The 23251-nt window shown below is 30.8% G+C and carries 23 protein-coding genes; 12 read left to right on the forward strand and 11 right to left on the reverse strand.

Annotated features, from left to right (window positions below):
• Positions 1-8 precede the first annotated feature (8 nt).
• The 3 genes from QMD61_07930 to QMD61_07940 all read left to right on the forward strand — a co-directional run bounded on the left by QMD61_07930 (position 9) and on the right by QMD61_07940 (position 3194).
• Positions 9-545, forward strand: a complete 537-nt coding sequence (locus QMD61_07930; GenBank protein MDI6724560.1) for a DUF2115 domain-containing protein — start codon at positions 9-11, stop codon at positions 543-545.
• Positions 546-582: 37 nt separating this feature from the next.
• Positions 583-1113, forward strand: coding sequence for a DUF2115 domain-containing protein (locus tag QMD61_07935; protein MDI6724561.1), 531 nt, complete (start codon positions 583-585; stop codon positions 1111-1113).
• Positions 1114-1442: 329 nt separating this feature from the next.
• Positions 1443-3194, forward strand: coding sequence for an ATP-binding protein (locus QMD61_07940; protein MDI6724562.1), 1752 nt, complete (start codon positions 1443-1445; stop codon positions 3192-3194).
• A gap of 12 nt (positions 3195-3206) precedes the next feature.
• Here the strand turns inward: QMD61_07940 and QMD61_07945 are convergent, their stop codons facing one another.
• Positions 3207-3458 carry a hypothetical protein gene (locus tag QMD61_07945; protein MDI6724563.1) on the reverse strand — a complete coding sequence of 84 codons (252 nt, stop codon included), beginning with the start codon at positions 3456-3458 and terminating at the stop codon, positions 3207-3209.
• A gap of 800 nt (positions 3459-4258) precedes the next feature.
• Between QMD61_07945 and QMD61_07950 the strand changes: the two genes are divergently transcribed.
• From QMD61_07950 to QMD61_07960, 3 genes are all read left to right on the forward strand, one after another.
• Positions 4259-5035 carry a peptidoglycan-binding domain-containing protein gene (locus tag QMD61_07950; protein ID MDI6724564.1) on the forward strand — a complete coding sequence of 259 codons (777 nt, stop codon included), beginning with the start codon at positions 4259-4261 and terminating at the stop codon, positions 5033-5035.
• Between the two features lie 666 nt (positions 5036-5701).
• The gene (locus tag QMD61_07955) at positions 5702-8056 is read left to right on the forward strand and encodes a NosD domain-containing protein (protein ID MDI6724565.1); all 2355 of its coding nucleotides are present in this window, start codon (positions 5702-5704) and stop codon (positions 8054-8056) included.
• Positions 8057-8239: 183 nt separating this feature from the next.
• Positions 8240-8923, forward strand: coding sequence for a YkgJ family cysteine cluster protein (locus tag QMD61_07960; protein ID MDI6724566.1), 684 nt, complete (start codon positions 8240-8242; stop codon positions 8921-8923).
• A gap of 32 nt (positions 8924-8955) precedes the next feature.
• On the opposite strand, the gene QMD61_07965 is transcribed toward QMD61_07960, so the two are convergent.
• Positions 8956-9570 carry a hypothetical protein gene (locus QMD61_07965; GenBank protein ID MDI6724567.1) on the reverse strand — a complete coding sequence of 205 codons (615 nt, stop codon included), beginning with the start codon at positions 9568-9570 and terminating at the stop codon, positions 8956-8958.
• A 764-nt stretch (positions 9571-10334) separates the two neighbouring features.
• Between QMD61_07965 and QMD61_07970 the strand changes: the two genes are divergently transcribed.
• Positions 10335-11102, forward strand: a complete 768-nt coding sequence (locus QMD61_07970; protein ID MDI6724568.1) for a peptidoglycan-binding protein — start codon at positions 10335-10337, stop codon at positions 11100-11102.
• A 176-nt stretch (positions 11103-11278) separates the two neighbouring features.
• Here the strand turns inward: QMD61_07970 and QMD61_07975 are convergent, their stop codons facing one another.
• The 4 genes from QMD61_07975 to QMD61_07990 all read right to left on the reverse strand — a co-directional run bounded on the left by QMD61_07975 (position 11279) and on the right by QMD61_07990 (position 14165).
• The gene (locus QMD61_07975) at positions 11279-12070 is read right to left on the reverse strand and encodes an EFR1 family ferrodoxin (protein ID MDI6724569.1); all 792 of its coding nucleotides are present in this window, start codon (positions 12068-12070) and stop codon (positions 11279-11281) included.
• A complete protein-coding gene (locus QMD61_07980) occupies positions 12067-12816 on the reverse strand; it encodes a 4Fe-4S binding protein (GenBank protein ID MDI6724570.1) in 750 nt (249 codons plus the stop codon). The genes QMD61_07975 and QMD61_07980 overlap by 4 nt, the downstream gene beginning before the upstream one ends.
• A 32-nt stretch (positions 12817-12848) precedes the next feature.
• Positions 12849-13445, reverse strand: coding sequence for a TetR/AcrR family transcriptional regulator (locus QMD61_07985; protein ID MDI6724571.1), 597 nt, complete (start codon positions 13443-13445; stop codon positions 12849-12851).
• Between the two features lie 228 nt (positions 13446-13673).
• Complete coding sequence (locus QMD61_07990) at positions 13674-14165, reverse strand: hypothetical protein (GenBank protein MDI6724572.1); 492 nt, start codon at positions 14163-14165, stop codon at positions 13674-13676.
• Positions 14166-14869: 704 nt separating this feature from the next.
• Between QMD61_07990 and QMD61_07995 the strand changes: the two genes are divergently transcribed.
• The gene (locus QMD61_07995) at positions 14870-15037 is read left to right on the forward strand and encodes a hypothetical protein (protein MDI6724573.1); all 168 of its coding nucleotides are present in this window, start codon (positions 14870-14872) and stop codon (positions 15035-15037) included.
• 54 nt (positions 15038-15091) lie between these two features.
• Here QMD61_07995 and QMD61_08000 read toward each other — a convergent pair whose 3' ends face one another.
• The 3 genes from QMD61_08000 to QMD61_08010 all read right to left on the reverse strand — a co-directional run bounded on the left by QMD61_08000 (position 15092) and on the right by QMD61_08010 (position 16399).
• A complete protein-coding gene (locus QMD61_08000; GenBank protein MDI6724574.1) occupies positions 15092-15394 on the reverse strand; it encodes a DUF2098 domain-containing protein in 303 nt (100 codons plus the stop codon).
• Between the two features lie 16 nt (positions 15395-15410).
• Positions 15411-15689, reverse strand: coding sequence for a PRC-barrel domain-containing protein (locus tag QMD61_08005; GenBank protein MDI6724575.1), 279 nt, complete (start codon positions 15687-15689; stop codon positions 15411-15413).
• A gap of 266 nt (positions 15690-15955) precedes the next feature.
• The gene (locus QMD61_08010) at positions 15956-16399 is read right to left on the reverse strand and encodes a response regulator (protein MDI6724576.1); all 444 of its coding nucleotides are present in this window, start codon (positions 16397-16399) and stop codon (positions 15956-15958) included.
• A 244-nt stretch (positions 16400-16643) separates the two neighbouring features.
• Here QMD61_08010 and QMD61_08015 point away from each other — a divergent pair, with 244 nt between their 5' ends.
• Positions 16644-16985: a hypothetical protein gene (locus QMD61_08015; protein ID MDI6724577.1), complete on the forward strand. Its 342-nt coding sequence runs from the start codon at positions 16644-16646 to the stop codon at positions 16983-16985.
• Positions 16986-18133: 1148 nt separating this feature from the next.
• Positions 18134-19159, forward strand: a complete 1026-nt coding sequence (locus QMD61_08020; protein MDI6724578.1) for a M50 family metallopeptidase — start codon at positions 18134-18136, stop codon at positions 19157-19159.
• 204 nt (positions 19160-19363) lie between these two features.
• Here QMD61_08020 and QMD61_08025 read toward each other — a convergent pair whose 3' ends face one another.
• Positions 19364-19495, reverse strand: a complete 132-nt coding sequence (locus QMD61_08025; GenBank protein MDI6724579.1) for a hypothetical protein — start codon at positions 19493-19495, stop codon at positions 19364-19366.
• Between the two features lie 543 nt (positions 19496-20038).
• Here QMD61_08025 and QMD61_08030 point away from each other — a divergent pair.
• Both QMD61_08030 and QMD61_08035 read left to right on the forward strand, forming a co-directional pair.
• Complete coding sequence (locus tag QMD61_08030; GenBank protein ID MDI6724580.1) at positions 20039-20194, forward strand: hypothetical protein; 156 nt, start codon at positions 20039-20041, stop codon at positions 20192-20194.
• Between the two features lie 19 nt (positions 20195-20213).
• Positions 20214-20528, forward strand: a complete 315-nt coding sequence (locus tag QMD61_08035) for a type II toxin-antitoxin system RelE/ParE family toxin (protein MDI6724581.1) — start codon at positions 20214-20216, stop codon at positions 20526-20528.
• Between the two features lie 449 nt (positions 20529-20977).
• Here QMD61_08035 and QMD61_08040 read toward each other — a convergent pair whose 3' ends face one another.
• Positions 20978-22684, reverse strand: coding sequence for a hypothetical protein (locus tag QMD61_08040; GenBank protein MDI6724582.1), 1707 nt, complete (start codon positions 22682-22684; stop codon positions 20978-20980).
• Positions 22685-23251 lie beyond the last annotated feature (567 nt).

A 23251-nucleotide genomic window follows, 5' to 3' on the forward strand; every position in this document is an offset into this window, starting at 1 on the left:
GTGATTCTATGATCAGGAGAGTTAAAAGTCTTGATTCCTCAGGAAAAATTAAAAAATCCGAATTACTATCACTTCTAAAAAGAGAAGCATCTGAAATATCTATGATAGATATCATGAAGGCCAGCAATTTTTTAATTGAAGATGCTAAATACGTACAGTCCAGTTACAGAAAAGAATACCTTAAATCATATACAGAAGCATTTATCTCCAGATTAAAAGTATTAAAAGATGATAAAACCCACTATGATGATCATATTAATACCTGCGAGCTGAAAGAAGCAGTAGATCTACTGGAAGAACAGGAATCTCGGGTGGATGCCGGAAAAGGTTTTGATCCTCATTTTTTCAGGATATATAAACTAATATCTATCTACACAACTTATATTCTTGAAGAAGCTGTTCATCCTCCTGGAACTCCTTTTCCTGGTGGATTCAAGGTAAAATATGAAGAAGGACGTTATCTATGCCCTGTAAAGGAAAGTCAAAAAGATAATCCTGGTGCTGTGTGTGGATTCTGTATTGCAGAGCAGGATGAGGACGTTTAAATGATTGTTTTTTATAATTCATGTTTAGAGGAATCAAATGATTGACAAAATTGAAGAACTTGATTTTTCCAGAAAAATTTCTAAAAATGAACTTTTGAGTGTTTTAAAGAAAGAAGCCTCAAATATTCATATGCACGATATAATGCTTGCCTCTGCATTCATTCAAGAAGATGCGAAGTATATGCAAGCAGGTTACAGAGAAGAGTTTGTTGAAACATTTACAAAAGCATTTATTAACCGCTTTAAGGATATAAGAGAAGACAAAACAAACTATAAAGGATATATAGATAATAAAAAACTTAAGGAGTTTTTAAAAGTATTAGAAACTCAGATGAAAGAATCCAAAATTAAACAGGAGCTCTATTTTTTACGGCTGGCAAAAATCGTTTCAATTTACACTACTTTCATTTTAGAAGCCTCAATTCATCCAGTTGGGACTTCATTTCCCGGTGGTTTTAAGCTTAAATTTAAAAATGGTGAATATTTATGCCCAGTAAAGGAAAAACAACTGAATACACCCGGAGCTTTGTGTAGATTCTGTGTTTCTAAGCAGGATAAGGATGTCTAACATTAAACAAGTTTTATATATAGTTCTGAACTTTTTTGCAACGTATAGACACAAAATTTTAAAGTGCATATACTTACTAAAAAAAATAACAGTTCTAAAATAATAGATTATTAACATAATTTAATACATATTAATGTGAATATAACCTTTATTGTCTGAATTCAATTAAATTATACCTCATAAAACGATAATTTTATTTATTATGTGATATAATAATGCTTATATCAATATAATTCTTTTAATATAATTCAAAGGAGATGAAGAAATTCAATAATTTAATTAAAGAATTAATATCATTAAGAAATATTTCAATTATTTGGATAATCATTTTGCTCATTATTGGACTTTCATTAGTCTTTTTAAATAATCACGAATCTAAGACTATCCTCGGCAATACCATTACTTTTACTATTAATATATTTGCAGTAATTGCACTGTTCTTCGCTGCTTCATATTGTAAAAGAAGTAATAAAGACTCCTATTTAGCCTGGTTATTAATTGCATTTGCACAATTATCCTATTTAATGGGCGATTTGGCATGGGGAATTTTGGAAATTGGCCTAAATCAAGATCCAACTTTATCAGTAGCTAATTTATTCTATTTCTTATATTATCCATTATTTGTTATTGGAATCCTTATTCTGCCAAAATATTCAGATAATCATTATAAAAAAGTTGATAAATTAATTGAAATTGGAATAATAATGATATCTGTTATTCTAATATTTTTTATTCTATTAATTAATCCTATTATTCAATTAAATGCCCCTAACAGCTTTTTATCGTTAGTGCCTCTTCTTTATGTTTTTCTGGATCTTTTTCTATTTTTTTCCCTGGTTGTATTGATATTTAACTGGTTAGATCAAATTAATCAGTTACCATTTTTAATTCTTGGTATAGGTGTTTTAGTTAAGATTATTACAGATTGCATATTTTTATACATGTTCTCATATGGAACATACTTTTCCGGAAGTCTTGTGGATTTAGGGTGGATATATAGTTATATTCTATTTATACTGGCTGCAATATCCCAAATTAATGGCACAAAAATCAGTTTTGAATACTTCTCTAATAAACACCTGCTTTATTTTAGAAAAATTCATTGGAATATATACCTGCCTCTCTTATTACTATCTTTAGCCTATGTTTTCCTTTTATGGGGAAATCATAACCTCAATAAAATAGATGTTGCCTTTTTAGAGATATTTTTTGGACTTATATTAATTTTAGTAATATTACGTCAAATTATTTCATTTAAAGAGAATAGAAGACTTTATATGGCGGCAAAAAACGAGTTAAAAAAACGCGAAATAACAGAAATGGCATTAAACAAAGTTCTTATAAATTTAGATGAAGAAATAGATGCCCGAACCCTTGAACTTGAGAAATTAATTAAAGAATTAAAACGTTCCAATAAAGAACTGGAAGTTTTCGCTTATGTAGCTTCACATGACTTACAGGAACCACTTAGGACAATTACAAGCTTTACACAACTTTTAGAGCGTCGATATAAAGGAAAATTAGATGATGATGCTGATGAGTTTATTGAATTCATCGTTGATGGTGCTAATAGAATGAAGCAGATGATTCTGGACCTGCTTGAATATTCCAGAATAACCACTAAGGGACAGGAATTCAAGCCAGTTAATATTGAAAACATAATTAATTATGCTTTAGATAGCTTAATTGTTCTAATTAAAGAAAATGATGCTGTTATTAAGTTTGATAACCTTCCCATTGTAAATGGTGATGAAAGCCAGCTTGTTCGAGTTTTTCAGAACCTTATTTCCAATGCAATTAAATTCAAGAAGGATGATAAACCTCCAGAAATATGTATTTCAGCAAAAAAAGAAGGGAATGAGTATATTTTTAAAGTTGCTGATAATGGAATAGGAATCGAAGAACAGTATTTTGATGTTATATTTACAATATTTAAACGACTGCATACAAGAGAAGAATATGAAGGAACCGGAATTGGATTATCTATTACTAAGAGGGTTATTGAACGTCATGGTGGGAAAATCTGGGTTGAATCACAACTCAACAAGGGAACTACTTTCTATTTCACAATACCCAAATGATTTACTAGATAATTAAATTCTTCCTCCGCTCTGGCCTCTATAAATATTTTCTTCTTTAATTTTAAGTTCTTTTGACCTTATAGGATATTCATAAAACTTCAAACCCTTAACAGGTATCTTTCTTGTCCATTTAGTACCTTCAAAAATGAAATCCACGCTAATGAGTTTATCATCTACTGTTATTTTTGTTGTTGATTCTTCAGATGTATCATAAGATACTGGATCCTCTCCAGGATAAGCAAAAATTATAGATCTAACATCCATCATGACTCTCCATTAATAACATTTTATACTTTATTATGATTATTATCTTATTAAAATCTGTCATTTAGGTGAAAATTGAATGTGTATATAACTTAAATCAGCACACCAATAAGTCCCAATAAACATACAAGGGTAAAATAAATCATAAAAAAATGGACATTTTTAGATTATCTGAAAAAACAGAAATCTCTTCAAAAATAGCTAATTTAAATATAATAATCTAATAATAACGCAATAACATGTTTTAAACTGGAAAATACTTCATATTCAAAGTCCAATAAACATTATAATTTATAGGAACAAAATAATCCATTAAGCAGGAGATAAAAAGTATAAAAAGCTCACAAATACCTATTTTTAAATAAATAAGCAATAATAATATCATTTTAGAAATAATAGTTCAATTAAAGTCCACATAGATGATAAAAGAAAATAGTTTATCTAATTTCATAATAAATAAATGATAATCCATTAAAATTAGCTTAATTTAATTTTAATTCTCAAATAAACTGCTACATAAAGCTCTAATTTTAAAAATAAGGATAAATTGCACAGATATTATTATGGAACATTCGAAACCACATAATAGCGCCTTTTTTCATTATATAAGCCCAAATTGTGTCTATTTTTTGAAAATAAACCGAAGTATTTATATACTATATGAACTTGATATAAGCTCGTCCTAAAAAGCTCGGAATTCATGTTATTCTGGGTAAGGACTCGGAGGCGATACAATTACGAAGAGAAAACAGTTAACTACTGGAGCGATAGCTATCGCTCTTTGCGTAGTATTAGGCCTTATGCCAATGGCATCGGCTACAGAAACCCCAAATTTAACAAAAACAATAGATAAAGACAAAATCGTAAATGCAGTCAGTAATAACGCAAATACTGGCAAAACAACAATATTGAGTAAAGAAGAGATAGCCAAACTACAACAATGGCTCAAAGACAAAAACTTAACCAACGATAACGGCTTAAAACTCGGAGCTACCGGTGAACAGGTAAAACAATTACAAATCTGGCTCAAAGAAAACGAATTCTACAATGGAGAAATAGACGGTAACTTTGGAATAGACACCGAAACAGCAGTTAAAGCCTTCCAAAAAGAAGTAGGGCTTAAAGAAGACGGACAAGTAGGAGAATATACCCTACTGGCCATGGAACAGTGGGATGAATACGCTGCTGCAGTGACCAATACTGCCAGTACAAGTACATCCTCAAAGAAAGTCTATTCAAGTGCTTCAAAAAAGCAATCATATAAATCTAAAAAAGCAAAAAGCACCAGATATAAATCCAGAGTAAAAAGTACCAGCCGAACTTATTCAAGAAGCCGCTACCGTGGATATACAAATGGAATGGATTGTTGGGCTATGAGTGCCTATCTATCCAGCAAACTAAGAAGTCAAGGATACAAAGTTAGAACTATACAATACGCAACATCTATGTCATCCCGCCACCGTTCAGTACAATACTGGAATGGTAACAGCTGGGTTAACTACGACTACAAAGGAAACGGTTACTCTTCAATATATTATGCTACCAGTAACTCAAACAGCGGAAAAGTAGTAGGCTAAAGTAGTGTGTATACATAAAAAGAAGGATTATTTCTTTTATAAATAATTCTTCCTACTATTTTTTAAATTTTAAAGTTTTATTTCCCAATTATCTTTATGCGTTTAAATAAACTAATTTTACAAATTTTACATGGTTTTTAATTCCTTATTTTAAATTAAGATGATTTATGGCTTTATTTCTGTTTAAATCAAAACGAAATTATATTTAATAAAATTATGTAAAGCATTTAAAATATAATCCCAAAAATTCATAAGAATTCATAGGGACCTATAAACCATTAATTAATGGTATATTTTTGATAAAACAAGCTTTTGGCTCTTAATAAATCCTAATTTTCTTAAATAATTGATATAATTTTATTTTTAATTTTTAGAACAAATATAGACAACTAAAATCATTTAATGGCTCTTTTGCGTTTATTAGGGGTTATTCAATGGTTTTATAAAGTTAAAAAGACATTATAATTCACTTATTTTCACAAAAACCTTTATTTATGCTTTTATGAAGATTGCGCCACCACTGATTATTAATAAATTACGATTATTACATATTCTATCTCTTTTACCGTAAATAAATATATATGTTAGTTTGTACAACCCCTAATCGTGTTAAGATCACTTAATACAAACTTGAATTCTTTAAAAACATAATCCGGCATAAAGGAGGTGAAAAAGATTAGAAAACAACTAACAATAATCACCCTCACACTTGCATTCATTTTAATATTCTCTGGAGCAGCTTCTGCAGCAGAATGGACTGTAGGACCTGATGGAACTTATAACTATCAGTCTATTCAAGGTGCAGTAGATGGCAGCAGCGAAAATGATACAATTACAGTAAGTCCCAATGGTACAGATGCATATACAGAAAATGTGGTCGTGAATAAAACAGGGCTTCTGATTAAAGCAAATGGATTAGTAACTGTTCAACCACAAAATCCTGCCAATCCTGTTTTTACCATAGATCAATTGGGTAACAATTCAACAATCCAGGGCTTTACTATTAGAAGCGGAGGTTATGACAATTCTTATTATGGTATAGGAATGGTTGAAACCAGCGGATGCAAGATAATTGGTAATAATATTTTAAATGCCAATCAAGCAATATATGCAGATAGATGCAGCGACGTTACAATTGATGGAAACACAATTTCGAATAGTTACAACGTAGGAATACATTTATACAACTCACTAGGATCTTCAAATAAAGCGTTGAACAATATTTTAATAGGCAACAGAGAAGGTATTGAATGGTACGCCACCAATAACGGTGAAATATCTGGAAATATTATTCAAAATAGTGGATTAGTGGGAATCTTTCTACATAATTCATTAAACAATTTAATATCTGGCAATACTGTAACAGGAACTCAAATTGCGCCAGGTACATATTATTGTAATGGAGATGGAATTTATCTTGAAACAGTTTCCAGCAACAACGTAATCTCAGGAAATACTATATCTAATAACGCCAATAACGGAATTCATCTATGGTATGCGTGTAATTCCAATACTATAAATGAAAATAACATAATAACCAGTAATGGCAACGGAATCTATTTAGAACAAGCTTTTGGAGTAGGTAACAGTATCAATACAATCGCAGGGAACACTATAAACAATAATGTAAATGGAATCAATCTCTATGGATCAGGCAGTAATACAATATCTGGAAATAATGTTTCAGATAATTCTAACGTTGGTATCTTCCTTCAAGAATACTCATCATGGAACAATGTGATCAATAATATAGCAAATAGAAATGTTCACGGTATTTACCTCAACAGATTCTGTGACTATAACACTATAGAAGAGAATACAGCAGATTACAATGATGAAACTGGAATTACCATTGGAGCATCCACTCTAAATACCATAAAAAACAATATAATATCAAATAATGGGTTTATTTCTGGTGAACAACGTTATGGAATTTGGAGTAACTACTATGGAAACACAATAACAGGAAATACTATAATAAACAATTTTAACGGAATTGGTCTTAGAAACTACGTATCAAACGATCAATCAGAAACCATAAATTATAACAGGATATTCAATAACACCAACTGGAATCTAAATAATCTAAATACAAATGGAATACCAGATGCAACTTATAACTGGTGGGGAACCAATTCCCCAACAGAAATTGCCAGTAAAATATCTGGAATTGTGAATTATACCCCATGGCTCTTCATGACCCTTAACACAACCCCCAACCCAATTAATAACGGTGCAACCAGTTTAATCACTGTCAGTTTCAATAACTACAGTTCAGACGGAATTAATTTTACTCCATTTGACCCTGCAACAGGACACATACCTGACGGAACTCCAGTAGCTTTTAGCGCAGAGAGAAGCATAGATGGCAGCAGTACTACCAGTGGAGGAGTAGCAACAGCTACTTTGACTGCAGATGGTGCTCCTGGTGAGGCAGATATAAATGCAGTTACAGATGCTCAGACAGTAAACACTAGTGTGCTCATTAACTCTAAATCAAGCCTTTATCTAACAATTACACCAAGCAAAACTAATCCAGTAGCTGGTGATACCGTTGTTTACACTTTAAAAGTTGGTAACAACGGACCTGACGCTGCAGAAAACGTGGTTATGACTTATGTGATTCCTGTAGGATTAGAATTTGTAACAGCTAATGATGATACTGGAAACACATGTACATACGATGAAAATACACGTACTGTCACATGGAACTTGGGAACAGTAAACCCCGGCGATCCTAACCTCTGGCTTACCCTGCGCGTAGCTCAAGCAGGACAGTATTTAATAAACCCCGTACTCAGTACCCGTACTTACGACCCAACACTTGAAAGCAGTATTCAATCAATTATTGTCAATGCTGCAGCAGCACAAACAAATGATGATGAACCAACAGGCACAACTGTAAATGCACAAACAACAACTGAAACTGTAGGCATGCAAGAAACAGGATTACCAATACCATTGATGGTCTTTGCCATTCTAATGATTCTTGGGGGATTAATTGGAGTTAAAAGGGATTAAATTTCCCCTTTTTTTTATTTTTATTTGCTTTTTTACTGGATAATCTTTAGATTTTAAATTATCTTAATTTATAAAGTATAGAATTAATTATTTAAATAATCAAGACTAATTTATCCATTACAAGACCATTTTTTCTTAGTAATCAATATTTACTAAAAATATTACACCAAGTGAGTGTTATAAATGTTAAGAGATACCCTAATCGACAAAGAACTGTTTAAAAACCTCAGGAAAAAAGCTTTAGAATCAGATGAAGAAAATTCTCCTAAAGAAGTTGAACTTCTGGAGAAAGCAGTCTTCAAAAGGTTAAAAAAGAAAAGATCTGTTAAAAAATATAGAAAATTGGGAGTTACTAAAGAAGACCTTAAGGAAATAATAGAACTTGCCGACATCCTTAGTTTAGACGCATTAGGCGGTCCCTCAAACTATGAAATTGCCAAGGAACATCAAGAATGGTGCACTATTTGTGGAAGATGCTGCAGGGAATCAGAATCTATATTCATACATAAAGATGAATTGAATATTCTTCTAACTTTTAACCCTGACCTGGAAAAAGGAATTATACCTAACAAACTTTTCCCTGAACATTTTGAGCTTAAACATATTCAGCCATGCAAATACATTGATCCTGAGACAAATAAATGTGGAATATATGATTCAAGACCGCAGGTCTGTCGAAGTTATCCTCTGGTACTTATTGAATCAGGAGGTAAGGCCCGTAATATTATCAATCTACGTCATAACTGTAATTATTCTGTTAATCTGATTTTAGAAAAGTCAATGATTCTATTTGATGATGCCATCAGGAGAATTGAAGAAAAAAATGGATTGTCTAACAAATCAAGAAATCGAGCAGAATGCTGCTAATCATAAGTAAACTTTAATTTATTTAATTATAGTCATTCCAATCTTTCACTGAAAAGAGCCGCAGCTTTCCTTGTCTTAGGACTTGAACTCCCCATTTGAGCCTTTACAAACTCTTTAACTCTTTCTTTATTTTTAATCTCAGGATACATATTCATTAATGACTCAATTACATTAGCTTTAATCATTTCCGTCTGCTTGCCCTGATGAATCTCATCAATTCTTAAAAGAGTATCTATTATCTTTTCTTGAAGTTCTGGCCTGTTCTGTGCAATTTTACTGGAATTCAATGCAACATGAGAAGCTGTCATGGCTCTATCTCCTCCAAGAATCCCAAAATAATCATCGAATATTGATTCAAATTTATTTTCCTCGTCGACTGGAGTTAGATTGGCCAGTAAATAAATTGCAATGTATTTATGGTAATTATTTTTGCTCTTAAGCATTTCTGCAAAATAATCCCATTTTGGATATAAAAATTCAGGATTTTCCTCGCTTACAATCTCCAGTGTTTTAAAGCTATTCCCTCTGATGGTATTATCCTTCGATAAAATCCCATCCATTAACTCTTTAAGTAACTCATCATCAGATAATGTTTTTTTGGCCAATTCTCTAATACTAATTCCCTTCTGATCTAAATTGTGTTTCATAATATCTCCAGCCATATTATAAAATTTCTTCTTTTATCATATTCGATTATATTCTATTGAGAAATATTTGATAATTAAGTTTTAATATTATGTAATTTTTATCTTATAGTAATAAAATTATATAATATAGTATTACTATTTAATTGCTCTTGATTAATTTTTAAAAATTAAAACTGAATTGTAATCATTCTATTTCTAAATAAAATTGATCTATACCGATTTAAATGATAATTTTATTTTTTTAGAAAGTATCGTATACCTTACACCCCGTAAATTTCCTAAAATAATCAATAAAAAATATTTTAGATACTAAATCACCTTTGAAAATGTAAACCAATACATTTTAGATTATAAAATGGCTTTAGAAATTATATTTTTATATATAGATAGACATTGTTGTCTAGTTAATAAAGAAATAAAAATTATTACTCATTTTTGCTGAAAGTTCCTCTGGGTTCTATAAAATTATTAAGCTATGGAGTTATTTTGAAAATCTAAGATTAATTTGAAGACCATTAGCCATAATAACCCCAAATTAATAAAATTCCATAATTGTTTAAAAAAAACATTCTGAATACGGCTTATTCACTAAAATAAGTCCTAAAAGGGGATTTTAATGAGAAAAAAACCGAAATATTTAAATAAAATGATGAATAGGAAAGTAAACTACGGCAGTTGTGAGAAATAACTGCTAAAAACTTGGAGGTGATACGATTACGTGGAGACCTGCATATATAGCAATAGTCATATGTGCGATCTTTACTGTGCTCCCTTTAGCCGGGGCCCTAGAAAGTCAAAATATGGTCAACAATAATGTGAAATCTGATTATGTGCTTAAAAAAGGAATGAACAGCCAAAATATCATTGAAATACAAAAATGGCTTAAAATAAATGGGTTTTATGAAGGAAAAATTGATGGATATTTCGGCCCATATACAGAAGGTGCTGTAAAAAAATTTCAGATAAAAGCTGGAATTACAGCAAATGGTCAAATTGGAATTGAAACTCTTAGAGCAATGAAAAAATGGGGATTTAAAACAAATAATTCAATGAAAGAGAACACCATTAGCCAAGAACAAAACTTAAATCAACAAAAATCATTATCAAAACCAGTATCTGCAGAAAAGGAATCAAAATCTATTGAAACCAAAAAAAGAGGAAAAAGAGAAATTACAGTGAATAAAGAAGATAATATAAGGACTAATAATAATCAAAAACGCAAAAATTACCGGAAAAATTATAATCAACGAAGTCAATATAAATCATATAGAAAGAACCAGTATAAAAGATATTACAAGAGTAATCGTGGTAAAGGAGATTGCTGGGATAATAGTGCAGCTTTATATGGTCGTCTTACTGCATCAGGTCAAAAAGCAAGGATAATTCAATATAGAACCAGTCTCTCATCAAGACATCGATCCGTGCAAGTATACAAAAATGGAAGATGGGTGGACTATGACTACAAAGGAAACGGATATGCAAAGACCTATTTTGCAACAAAAAATAAACCAGGGATGAGTGTAATAACCTAAATATCATCTCTAAAGGATATTATGGATTTAATCCATAATTTCTTTTTTAATTTGTTTTATCATAACTTTGCATTAATTAATCAAAAACTGTCAAAATTATAAATTTTGACACGAAAACGCTTTATTTTTGTTAGCTTCGTTTTTGGGATTACAAAAATTACAATTTTGTCACAACTTCATTTCTCACGCATCAAAACCTTAGGGTTTTTGAATGCCCGGTAAGTTTTTCCCTTATAATTAAATTTACATGGAATAGCTCCTCTTGGGCAAAAAGAAGTGCACCTTAAACAGTATTCACAATTCAAACCGCGTTCAGGATATTCGCCCTTTTTCATCTTAATATTTCCAAGTGGACAAAGCTTGGCACATATTCCACATTTTCTACAATTTTCTTCCTTAACATCGAAATTAAACCATTTTTGATGCATATCAGATTTAGTTAGCTTTAAAAGGCCAATAGAGAATGCATGTACACCATCTGAAAACAAATGTACTCTTCCCCATCCAGTTTCCCCATTAATAAGACCAATGGCATATTTTTCTGCTTCCATTAGTCCTTTTTGCACCTTAGTTTTATTGGTTTCTTCATTCTGGATAAAGAATATATTTAAAGGCATCTGGATCTCTTTTGCACCTATTGGGTTGTACCCTTTCTTTTTAACTATTTTTTGAAGTGGTCCTACAATTCCACCTGAAATTCCACCTAATGTATCAACCATAAAAATATCTGTGCCGTTAGCTGGAGGTAATGATTTTATGAACTTCCATACAAATGGATATGTTGAAAAAAAAGCTACTGGAAATGCAATTCCAATTGTATGTTCTAAATTGATGTCATGAAGAACTGAATCTTCAATTTTATGCAGATTAACCTTTATCCCATTTTTTTCAAATGTTTCTGCCATTTTCTTTACTACCATGAGCGTATTTCCTGTTCCTGAAAAATAGTAGAAATCTACATTTTTCATATTAAACCCCTCTTTTTTGGAATACTAAATGAATATTTTATTGCTCCTTTAACACATGAATCAACGCATTTTCCACATAAAATACATTCAGAGTCATACATATCATCTTTTAGGACTTTTTCTTGCACATTAAGACTCATTGGGCAGTTTTTGCATAATTTACATTGTACACATAGTTCACTATTAGCTTCAAGATGAAGAGATGGCCATCTAAAGAAATTTTTTATCTTAGTCCCCATAATCATAAAAGGCGCTATGAAACAAATATAATGACAATTAGCTCTTTTACCTGCTAATATAGCTACTAAAATTGTTAAAAATAATATTCCATAGTAAATAATATACATAAATGGTTCTGAAATAGAAACACCGTATTGTGTCCAGAAAAATGGATTAACTCTAGTCAAACCGCCGGCTAATATTGCCATCAAAGCTATAATGGCTATCCATGGAATAAAAATGAAATATTTAATCAAATTATATTTTCCACCCCTAGTTTTTCCACCATTTACTTTAAAGCAGTATTCCTGAACTCCGCCTGTAGGGCATGCCCATCCACAAAAGACCCTACCGAAAAATAGAGATAAAATAAACAAACTTGTAAATGTTAAAAAGCTTCCAGTTATTATTCCAAGTGAAGCTCCCCATATTATTAGAAATGGAGAAAAATAAAACATTGTAACAGGGAAAAGCAAAAATGAAATCAGTAAAGATGTTTGTCTAATTTTTTGTCTTTTATTATTCATAATATTCCACCCTCAACTTCGAAATATGATTATTAAGGTTTTTCAATTGATTTGATGAATTTTTCTTCAAAATGTTTTACCACATCTTCAAGTTGCAGACTTTCATCTAAAAACATATAGCTTATTATCCCGTCCAGAGCTCCTACTAACGTTATTGCACTTGTTTTAGCATTATGTGGTACAAATTCGCCCAACTGGATCCCCATTTCAAATGCTTCTTCAAAATATTTTATATAATCTCCCATAAATTGCTGATAATACTCTAAAAGCTCATGATTATCTAATATTTTGGTTATAGATAAAAATAGAAAAATTGTTTCCTTTGGATGTTCAAGCCAGTATTTAAGATAATTTTCTATGTAATACAAGATTCCTTCTTTAACTGAAGGCATTTCTATAGCTTTATTCAGTATTATTTCCATATTTTCGTTAATTTTTTGATTAACATATATTAGAACCATATCTTTACTTTTAAAGTAATGATATAACCCTCCTTTGCTTAATCCTGCATTTTTTGCTATTGCTTCCATGGTAGTATTTTCATAACCTTTTTTTAGGAAAACTTCCATTGCAGCTTCAGTTATATCATTTATTCGTTCCTCTTTAGATTTTTTTTTCAGTACATTCACCTCCAACATACCGACGGTCGGTATGTTATTTGAAACTCATGTTATATAAGCTTTAGGAATTACCCAGTTTCAAAAAAAATACAAAATTACAATTCTCTTAATTTAATAATCCAAAAATTAAGTCATATTATGAATCAACGCAATATTACGATTGTAGAACTAACCAAAACATATGAATAAATTTATAAAAAAATAAGAGCTTAATAAAAAGCTCTATTTTTTTCTAACCTATTTTATGTGAATACTGTTTAATATGGAATCAAATTGAGATTTATGCTCTACAAATCCATTATTTTCTGTTACATAAACCAATACTTGATACGTCATATTATTTTTAGAGAAAATGTACATCTTATAGTCCTTCTCACTTATTCCCAGGGCATTTATATTATCGATTTTAATTGAATCAATTTGATTTCCTGATGAATTATCAACAAGTGAGCTGTTTACTATACTATTAGGTTCAAATTCAAATATTCTGATATCATTTTCATTTTGACCAGATATTAGCTCGTTATCTCCTATAACAATCATCCAATTTGCATCTGGAATATCTGCAGGATCCTGTGTCACTGTTACTTTCCAGTTTTCAGGATAATCAAATGAAATATCTTCATTTTCAAAATGTTTTGTTTGGAAATAATCTTCATCTGAAATACACGCTGAAACAATAATAATACATAAAATGATCCCTGTTATTAAGAAAGCCTCTAATTTCATAATTATGGTACTGAATTACTTTTATTTAACTTTTGTTAAAATTGTAATTATATTTCAGGCAGTGATAATCTAAAGATCAAATTATATTTTAAAACAAGTAAAGAAACAATAAAAATATTCAATAAAAATAAAAAATCATAAATAAACTAGTTTAATATAAATGAGCCAGTATATACAGTAATACAATACAAAAAATGTCCCATAACGCTTTTACAAAATCACCGGTAAATTATATACCCATGAAAGTACAATATAAAAATTGAAACAAAAATTATAAATAGAAGTTAAAAACTAAGTTTAAGTTTTTTTAAATTGAATTGAAATTTTAGCTTTTTAATTACATTTTAAGTGGAGATGTTACCATACGTAACTTAAATGAAGAACTAAACGAATTTTTAGAGGACGCAGGGAAAAACAAAGAAATAAAAGAAATAGATAACAATCTATCTAGCCTCCATAGTAAATTAGAAGCCCTTGAGAATAAAAAAACAGAATATGAACAGAATATTATCAATTCAAGGGGTAAAATTGAAGATTTTAAACAAGAGTCTGGTAAAAAATCACAGGATAATATTAAAAAGGAAGAAACAAAACTTGATCAACTTGAAAATGATTATAAACTGGTTGATGCTCAGATATGTGAAACAGTTGAAAATATTAATAATTTAGAAGATGAAAAGAATGAATTAATTAAGAAATGCCTCATGAAACTCCATTCTGACATAAAAAAACACCATCAAAAAGTGAATGAAGATCACGACAGGTATGTGGAGTTGTATACAAAAGCAAGAGAAGAAAGGCATGTTTTAGAAAGAAAGATGATGAATATAAAGTCAATAGTTTATAAAAACTTTAAGGTACGGTTAATATAACTCATATTAAAATATAGTAAAAAGGCATTCATTATAATGCCTGATAAGTTTTAATTAACCTCCGCCGTCGCAGAGTTCTGTACTCATATCTACATCTTCAAATGTGCGTTTCTTCATTCTTTTGACTTTTTCTGCAGCCTCTTCTTTTTTGAGTTTGCTTTCGATTTTAGCTTCTTCCGCTTTATCGATTGCCTGGATAAACTGGCTGTTGTACCAGAGATCAGTGCTGTCCACCTTTATCCATGATTCGTTATTTTCGCTTTTAATGTCTATGATCTTTCCAATTGTCCCTGTTCCATTGTATATAACATATGAGCCTTTTTCAATTGGTTTTCCACATGAATCAAGACTTTCCATATATTTTTACCCCCTATCATTTAGTGAGTGTGAGTCTTTTTTTAGGTTTTTCCTCTTCTTCCTCCACAATTTCTTCAATACTGGACAATTCAATGTTTAAAAGTAAATAATCTCCTATTTGACTTATATCTTCTGGTTTAAACTCAAAATTCTTATTTCTCCACATTTCACCAGTAGACACTGTGATGCTATTAATTACTCCTTCTTTAGGCATTACATCCAGATCAGTTACTTTACCTATTTCCACTGCATTTTTATCAAGAACTTTTTTACCTAAAAATTCACTTACTTGCATGGCTTTTCCTCCGATGAATCAATGTAATATTATTTTGTTTTACATTAAATTTAATGATTGTTTTGATCTATTGTTTTTATATAATTTAATTATAGTAATCTTAAGATGTTATTCATAGTCATTTTATGACCTGAAAAACCCTTAAACGACGAACACCATGAAGAAAATGTTGAATTCATACATTAGTCGTATTTAAGAACCTTCCCTGCTCTATTATTTCGCAACAAAAATATCTCGCATTAAACTTAACCTATGAGATCTTCATTTTAATCTTCAAATGCATAAAATTTATTTTTTGTTAGCCAGAAATCTTCTAATGAGCTTATTGTTTCTTCAAATTCTTTAAAATCCACAGGTTTAACTAAATATGCGTTTGCATGATGCTTATATGCGTTATATATGTCTTCTTTATCATTAGAAGTTGTTAATATGATTACAGGTATTATTTTTAGTTCATCATGGTTCTTTATTTCTTTTAATATTTCTCTACCATCTTTTTTAGGTAAATTTAAGTCCAATAGTATAATTGAAGGGGTTTTAGCATTTTTATAGTTACCTTTTTTATATAAATAGTCCATTGCTTCTTTGCCGTCTCCAATGTCTATAATATCATTTTTAATTTGAAACCCATTAAAAACTTCTTTTATTAGACGCACATCAGCAGGGTTATCCTCAACCAGTAAAACTGTAATTCCCTCAATTTCATTCAATAAAAATCACCTATATATTAATATGTTGTTATTATTATTTATTTCATTATTATATTATAGTGAAAATTCAAACATTTTCAATGTGGTTTATGACCAGTTTGCCTCGGCGGCTAAAGCAAAGTTACTACCATGGTCGGCATTATTAGAGAATTCAATTTTTAATTCTATTGTTGAATTCAATTGTTGGATTAAATGATAAAATTATTTATATTACATTTAGAAATTGAATAATGGGGTAATTAAGTTGGTAAAAATCAGAAGTAAATTTTCAGTTATATTTGGTTTTATTTTGATGATTCTAATGGTTTTACCCCCTAATATGTCCTTGATTAGATTAAATTTGTTTTTATTTTCAATATACATAATTTTAGATGGAATTTTTTATAATAAAGCAGGATTATTGTCCATATTAATTGGTTTTGCAATTCTAGCATCTGCTTTCATTTGGTTGATAACTCAAAATGTATATTTATATTCTTTAGATGTAGTCGTAAGTATTATTACAGGATTAATGGGTTTATTATTAGGAATAATGGTTTATTCTGGCCATGTATCTGAAAAATGGATACGTGGAGCTTTAGATTAATTCTTTTTAAAATAATTCGCGAAGCGGTATTTGCAGTCCTTAGACGCAGTCTTCTCCTGGGAGGTGGCGGGGTATTTTGTTAAATACATTGTAATGACGAACGTGAACTTTTTAAAATAAATAATAGTTAATGTTCATGCCTGGTTTAACATTCAAAAATCTCTCAAAATTCGTAGAATTTTGGGGCACGAAAAACTTTGTTTTCCATAGCTTTGATTTTTGGTATATTTTGTGGCGTTAAACTGTCAAAATTCAAGGAATTTTGACGCACCGAAAATCGAAGATTTTCAATAGCTTTGTTATAACATCAGTATTTAACGAAAAGAGAGAATTACAACGTTAACTCTATAATTTCCCAGTTTCGCTTTAGATTTCAAGGAAAAGAATTTATTAAATTTAATAGTGAATAAGTGCCCCATAATGCATTGTCTAAGATTGTAATGTTTAAATGACATATGGTAAACTTCCATTAATATCGCAGATAAAGACAAGATTAACATGATATTCCAGAATTTTATTGGAAATACTTTGAAATTCAGAAGGGAATATGTAAAACCTATAAATTCATATTTCAGCCAAAAAAAGGTAAAAATGAATATGTATTTTCAATTTCTGATAAGGAATTGAATAAGTAGAACAATATTCTGACAGTATTTGAAATGTTCAAACAATTACATTCAATTGGAGAATATCATGTGCATGAATAGGATAAGCAATTGTTAAGAGGATTATTGATCATCATAGGGCATATCTGGGTTGAATAAGAGTTAGGAAAGAGTTCAACATTCCTGTTGAAACTGTTAAAAATGAGAAACCATTTATTACATCTGGAAAATTAACTGATTAAACTGTTTATTAGTTAATTACATGAAGTATTGGTGAACCTTTCATGATTCACCTAAATTCAAGTCAAATAAAAAAAAAAGATAAATATTAAAGGAGCCGAAGCCAGGGGATAATATTAAATGAAATCAATTTAAACGACTATTTTCAAAAAATAGTAGTTATAACAACTCGAATAATTAATTAATTTTGATATTAAATTTATTAATTTGATTGAACAATAAATATAATACATGAAGTCTTCCCTAAAAATATTCACAGTATTCGGAATTCCCATTGAATTACATATCTCTTTTCTCTTGTTAATGGTCTTTATTTATATTGTAGCTTTTATTGGTGCTATTTCATTATATCTGGCATTTTTAATCACATTACTCTTTATAACTGTTGTTATACATGAATTAAGCCATTCTTACGTTGCTCAAAGATATGGGGTTAATATTGAAAAAATAGTGCTCTTTCCAATAGGTGGAGTCTCCGCTATGGAGGAGATTCCCAAAGATCCTGCTCAAGAGCTTAAAATAGCGGTTGCAGGGCCTTTAACAAATATTATTATAGCTTTATTTTGTCTTGTATTGATTTTAATTCTTGGTTACACTGAATTTTTAACGTTATCATCAATATTTATATTAAGTGCTGGAGAAAGCAGTTTAGCCCTGTTTCTTACCAATTTTTTAGGTGTGAATCTGGTTTTAGGCATTTTCAATCTGCTTCCTGCCTTTCCAATGGACGGAGGGAGAGTTTTAAGGGCTTATCTTGCAAGAAAAAGAGATTATGTGGATGCAACTAAAACTGCAGCTAGAGTTGGAAAACAGTTTGCAATTTTAATGGCTATTGCTGGAGTGATTTTATTTAACTTCATTTTAATATTAATTGCAATATTCATCTATCTGGGTGCAGATCAGGAGTATCAGGCGATATTAGTTTCAAACATGCTGGAAGGAGTTCAGGTTAAAGATATTATGACCAGAGATGTGAAAACGTTAAATCCAGATAACACTGTTTCTGAAGCCCTTTACACCATGTTCCAGCAAAAACACATGGGCTATCCTGTAAAAGACCATAATAAACTCGTTGGCATAATAACTTTTGATGATATCTCCAGAATACCTGAAGATAAAAGAGATACACTTATTGGAGATATAATGACTAAAGATCTTATTTTAGCCCATCCAGATGAAGGAGTAGCCACTGTTTTTGAAAAAATCAATAGAAAAGCTGTTGGAAGATTACCTGTGGTTCAAAACGGCGAATTGGTGGGGATAGTTTCAAAAACAGATATAATTAAGATACTTGAAATGTTAGAAGCCAAATATAAATCCAGGGAATAGTTAGATTAATTCATATTTTTTCAGTTTATATTCAATTTATCATTATCTTACGTACCTAAATATCTCACGATCAGGACACTTTATTAAATCATTTATAGGCTTCATCAAATTAGACATTTCTGTAATCTATGTTGAAATAACCATGCAAATCTATTAAATCATGCTGTTTCTTGGCTTCCCCAAACAAGCAATAATATGGTGTTTCTAAACCTCAAATCTGTTATTTTTCCATATAGTATCAATCAGAGAGGCGAATGGTGTAATCCATGTGACATCAGTGTATGATCCAAACTCTAAGTGAACAATCATAAATTCCGCAACTGCTTTCTCACACATTCAGATCCTGACCCATAAAGGAACCAATCAAAAATTAAATACATTAAATCGGTTGAAAGTCCTGCGGTGACGCACCTGCTGGAAAATCCAGATTTTAAAAGAATAAATTAAAAAAAGGGCAAGTTATACGGTCAAAAACTGATACTTCACTCCTGCACAATTCGATTTATGAAAAAGAATACGGTTATAGAATTTAAATGTGAAAAACCTTTGATTTACATCCAATCCTGCAGTTCCAACATCTGAAAAAGCACTTAACTATAATTAAACCATTATTAATAATGTTTCATTAACAATTTATCTTTTGATGTCTTTAGTAAGGAATTCTGGGGTTTTAAATATATTTCATGGTCAGAGTTTATTTATTATGTATATTGTAAAAATTCTTGAAAGTTTACAAAAAAATAAAATGATTTCTATACTTAATATAGAATTATTTATATACTAAAAAATAATCATTATAGTATAGAAAATTATATTATAGAATTTCTATGACTACTATTTTTATAGATTACCATCGTACAAATTAGGGGCGGATTAAAAATGATGGATATAGTTCAGATGAATAATAAAAAAGTTAAAGTTGAGCCTGAAATATCTGAAGAGTTCCAAAAAAAGCTTAATAAGATAAGAAAAGGCAAAGCTACTGAATATGATAATATTGAAGATATGTTAGAAGACCTTGGACTAAAATCCTAATATTACTGCTTTTTTTTACATGACATACTCTATCAAATTATCTGATGAAGCTAAAGCTAGACTTAAAAAGTATAGTAAATCTGATTCAGGTACTAAAAGAGAAATAGAAAATAAATTCAGAACTATTGTAGAGAAACCATATCATTATAAGATTCTTAGTGGAGAACTGCATGATGCTAGGTCAGCTCCTGTAGGTAACTATAGGATTATCTATGATATTTTAGAAGATGAGAAGAAAGTTTTTATTTTATATTTTGGTCATCGTGATGATATTTATGATGATAGGAAGCTGTTTAAAGCTTTTAGGAATAGTCCTAAAAGATTTTCATTATAATTTTAAATTTTTATATTATTATATTGCTTGTTTCTAAAAAATAATTCGCGAAGCGGTATTTGCAGTCCTTAGACGCAGTCTTCTCCTGGGAGGTGGCGGGGTATTTAGTTAAATACATGGTAATGACGAACATGAACTTTTTAAATAAAATAATAAATTAAAGTTCATGCCTGGTTTAACATTCAAAAATCTTTGATTTTTGGTATATTTTATGGCGTTAAACTGTCAAAATTCAAGGAATTTTGACGCACCGAAAATCGAAGATTTTCGATAGCTTTGTTATACCATCAGTATTTAACGAATAGGGCGGATTGTATATTAAATAGTGTTTCCGGGGATTCTGAGGATTTCAACAAAAAGGCCACATTTGAGAATTCATTTGAAGGGCTTTATTGTAGAATTTAATTGTAAAAAATAAAAAAAGTAAAAAAGAGAAAAAAGAAGGGGATTTATTTCCTTTTACTAGATACTAAACCTCCAAATACTGCAAGAATTGCAAGTATTAATCCTGCAATTGGTAATCCTGTTTTTTGCATTCCTAAAGTTCTTTCGGTTGTAGTTTCAGTTGCTGCATTAACTGTTGAATTTGGAGATTCATTCTCATTCTGGTTTCCATTATCGGTAGCTGGAGTTATGGTTACCGTAGCGGTCAATGACTGACTGTCAAGGATAGCTGAAGTTAATGCTTCACCTGCGGCTTCATCACCTCGAAGTATTGTGGTTGCTATTCCGTTTAAAGTTCCGATAAAGACATATTTACTACCAACATTACCAAGATTAGTGGTAAATTTCACTAATGTTCCGTCTGGTAAGTGTCCGTTTGCTGGATCATGGAATGTTCCTTCTGAATCGTATCTGAAATCGGCAGTCAATACTGATGTTTGGCCTTGCTGGATAGTTATTGGATTAGTAATGTAGGCCATCACCAGCCATGGAGTGACACCAACATCTCCAGTGACTCGATCATCAAAATCTGGATTGTTTGAACCCCACCAGTTATAACGGGCATCCACATGATCACCTGCCTCATTATATACATCATAGGCACTATTTCCTATGATTCTACAGAAGTTAACCACTGTAGTACCATAATAGCTTAAGACTGCCCCTCCTGTTGATGCGATATTATTCAGGAATGTGCTGGAATAAACATTGACTGTACCCATATAGTTACTGATTCCGCCCCCATAATAGTTTGCAGAGTTCCCATCAAATGTGGTTCTATAGATACTTAATGTGGCGTAGTCGTGTCTGATTGCACCCCCATGTGCATTAGCTATGTTTCCAGTGAAGATAGAGTCATAAACTTCCCAGTTGGTACGATGTGCTAATATACCTCCCCCATAGGTTGCTATGTTATTGGAGAATGTGCTCCCATTAATTGTAAGAGTTCCTAAGATGGTGTACATTGCACCTCCATAAGCGTCATTGTAAAGTCTGGATGCGACGTTATTATTAAAAACACTGTTTATAATTGTTATAGTAGATCTGTCGGCATAGATACCTCCACCACCAACATTTGCATGGTTTTGACTTATGTTACTGTCTTTAATTGTTAATGTACCAACATAACTGGTTACTCCACCACCATATGCGTCAGTTCCCGCTGCGTTGTTTTGCTGTATGTTACAATTGTTTATAGTTAATGTACCACCATAGTTGGTTATTCCACCACCATAAGTTGCAGTATTCTGCTGAACATTACAGTTAGTAACGGTTAAAACGCCTCCATTTAGTATTCCTCCACCATATTCAGCATACCCGTTTTTAATAGTGAAATTGCTAATGTTTACAGTTGCTCCACTTTTCACATATATTACACTGCCAGCTCCGTTTCCATCAATGACGGTCCCAGTTTGACTTTGCCCTACCAGATTCACGTTTTTATCTATTACAACGTTCTCGGTGTAAGTTCCATCGGCAACATTAACTGTTCCATCAGGATCTACAGCATCAATAGCGTTTTGAATGGTTTTCATGGGTCCAATGGTTCCACTTGTATATGTAGGGCTGGTTCCATCCCATGCATCATCTCCAGTGTCTCCATTAACATACAATGGTGTGGCTGCACTGGAAGCAGAAATTGTTGCAAGTGCAAATAACAGTAAACTTAAAACGGCGATAATCCTGAAATTTGCATACTTTCTTGGTTTCACGCGTTTTTCACCTCCTTTATGCTTATCAATATTTATAATATGTAAAAATTAATTTGTTACCACTATAGTAAATACTATTGGATTAATTGTGACGATATTCACTGTTTATGAAGTTTAGTAAGTTTATTCACAATTCATAAGGTAATATTAGTAAGTTTCATAACTTAATGTAACAAAGAATCCATCCATATCAGCATACAATACCTTAAACCCATGTCTTTCAGCATCTCTCATCGCCTTTTTCATAAAATCCCTCCCCCATGCAGTAATCGCCTCTGAAGCTTCTACACAATACCAACAGTACTTTGGATGATTATATAACCCGTAAATTGTAGAAATTAGTGTTTTAAGAGCTTCCTATCTAAAATTTAAGATCTGTTTTTCCTCTGAATCATCGGATTCTTTCATCATAGACTTAATTCTTATCCTGTCATTTAAAAGTAAAGATGTAACTGGGGAATAAAGCCTTGGGGCTCTTTTTTTTAAATTTATATCCAAATTCAGGGCAAATATAACATGTCTTTTTATCTCCATCATTACAGATGGTTTCTGGTGAAATATTTTTGG

This window comes from Methanobacterium sp. (genome assembly GCA_030017655.1).
Lineage (GTDB): Archaea > Methanobacteriota > Methanobacteria > Methanobacteriales > Methanobacteriaceae > Methanobacterium_D.

Coding starts and splice junctions, on each gene's coding strand:
- QMD61_07960 (MDI6724566.1), top strand. CDS start 8,240: ATGTTAAGAGATACCCTAATCGACAAAGAACTGTTTAAAAACCTCAGG.
- QMD61_07965 (MDI6724567.1), bottom strand. CDS start 9,570: ATGAAACACAATTTAGATCAGAAGGGAATTAGTATTAGAGAATTGGCC.
- QMD61_07930 (MDI6724560.1), top strand. CDS start 9: ATGATCAGGAGAGTTAAAAGTCTTGATTCCTCAGGAAAAATTAAAAAA.
- QMD61_07935 (MDI6724561.1), top strand. CDS start 583: ATGATTGACAAAATTGAAGAACTTGATTTTTCCAGAAAAATTTCTAAA.
- QMD61_08025 (MDI6724579.1), bottom strand. CDS start 19,495: ATGTGTGAGAAAGCAGTTGCGGAATTTATGATTGTTCACTTAGAGTTT.
- QMD61_07995 (MDI6724573.1), top strand. CDS start 14,870: ATGAAACTCCATTCTGACATAAAAAAACACCATCAAAAAGTGAATGAA.
- QMD61_08005 (MDI6724575.1), bottom strand. CDS start 15,689: ATGCAAGTAAGTGAATTTTTAGGTAAAAAAGTTCTTGATAAAAATGCA.
- QMD61_07945 (MDI6724563.1), bottom strand. CDS start 3,458: ATGGATGTTAGATCTATAATTTTTGCTTATCCTGGAGAGGATCCAGTA.
- QMD61_08020 (MDI6724578.1), top strand. CDS start 18,134: ATGGTCTTTATTTATATTGTAGCTTTTATTGGTGCTATTTCATTATAT.
- QMD61_07975 (MDI6724569.1), bottom strand. CDS start 12,070: ATGAAAAATGTAGATTTCTACTATTTTTCAGGAACAGGAAATACGCTC.
- QMD61_08030 (MDI6724580.1), top strand. CDS start 20,039: ATGATGGATATAGTTCAGATGAATAATAAAAAAGTTAAAGTTGAGCCT.
- QMD61_08000 (MDI6724574.1), bottom strand. CDS start 15,394: ATGGAAAGTCTTGATTCATGTGGAAAACCAATTGAAAAAGGCTCATAT.
- QMD61_07950 (MDI6724564.1), top strand. CDS start 4,259: ATGCCAATGGCATCGGCTACAGAAACCCCAAATTTAACAAAAACAATA.
- QMD61_08035 (MDI6724581.1), top strand. CDS start 20,214: ATGACATACTCTATCAAATTATCTGATGAAGCTAAAGCTAGACTTAAA.
- QMD61_07990 (MDI6724572.1), bottom strand. CDS start 14,165: ATGAAATTAGAGGCTTTCTTAATAACAGGGATCATTTTATGTATTATT.
- QMD61_07980 (MDI6724570.1), bottom strand. CDS start 12,816: ATGAATAATAAAAGACAAAAAATTAGACAAACATCTTTACTGATTTCA.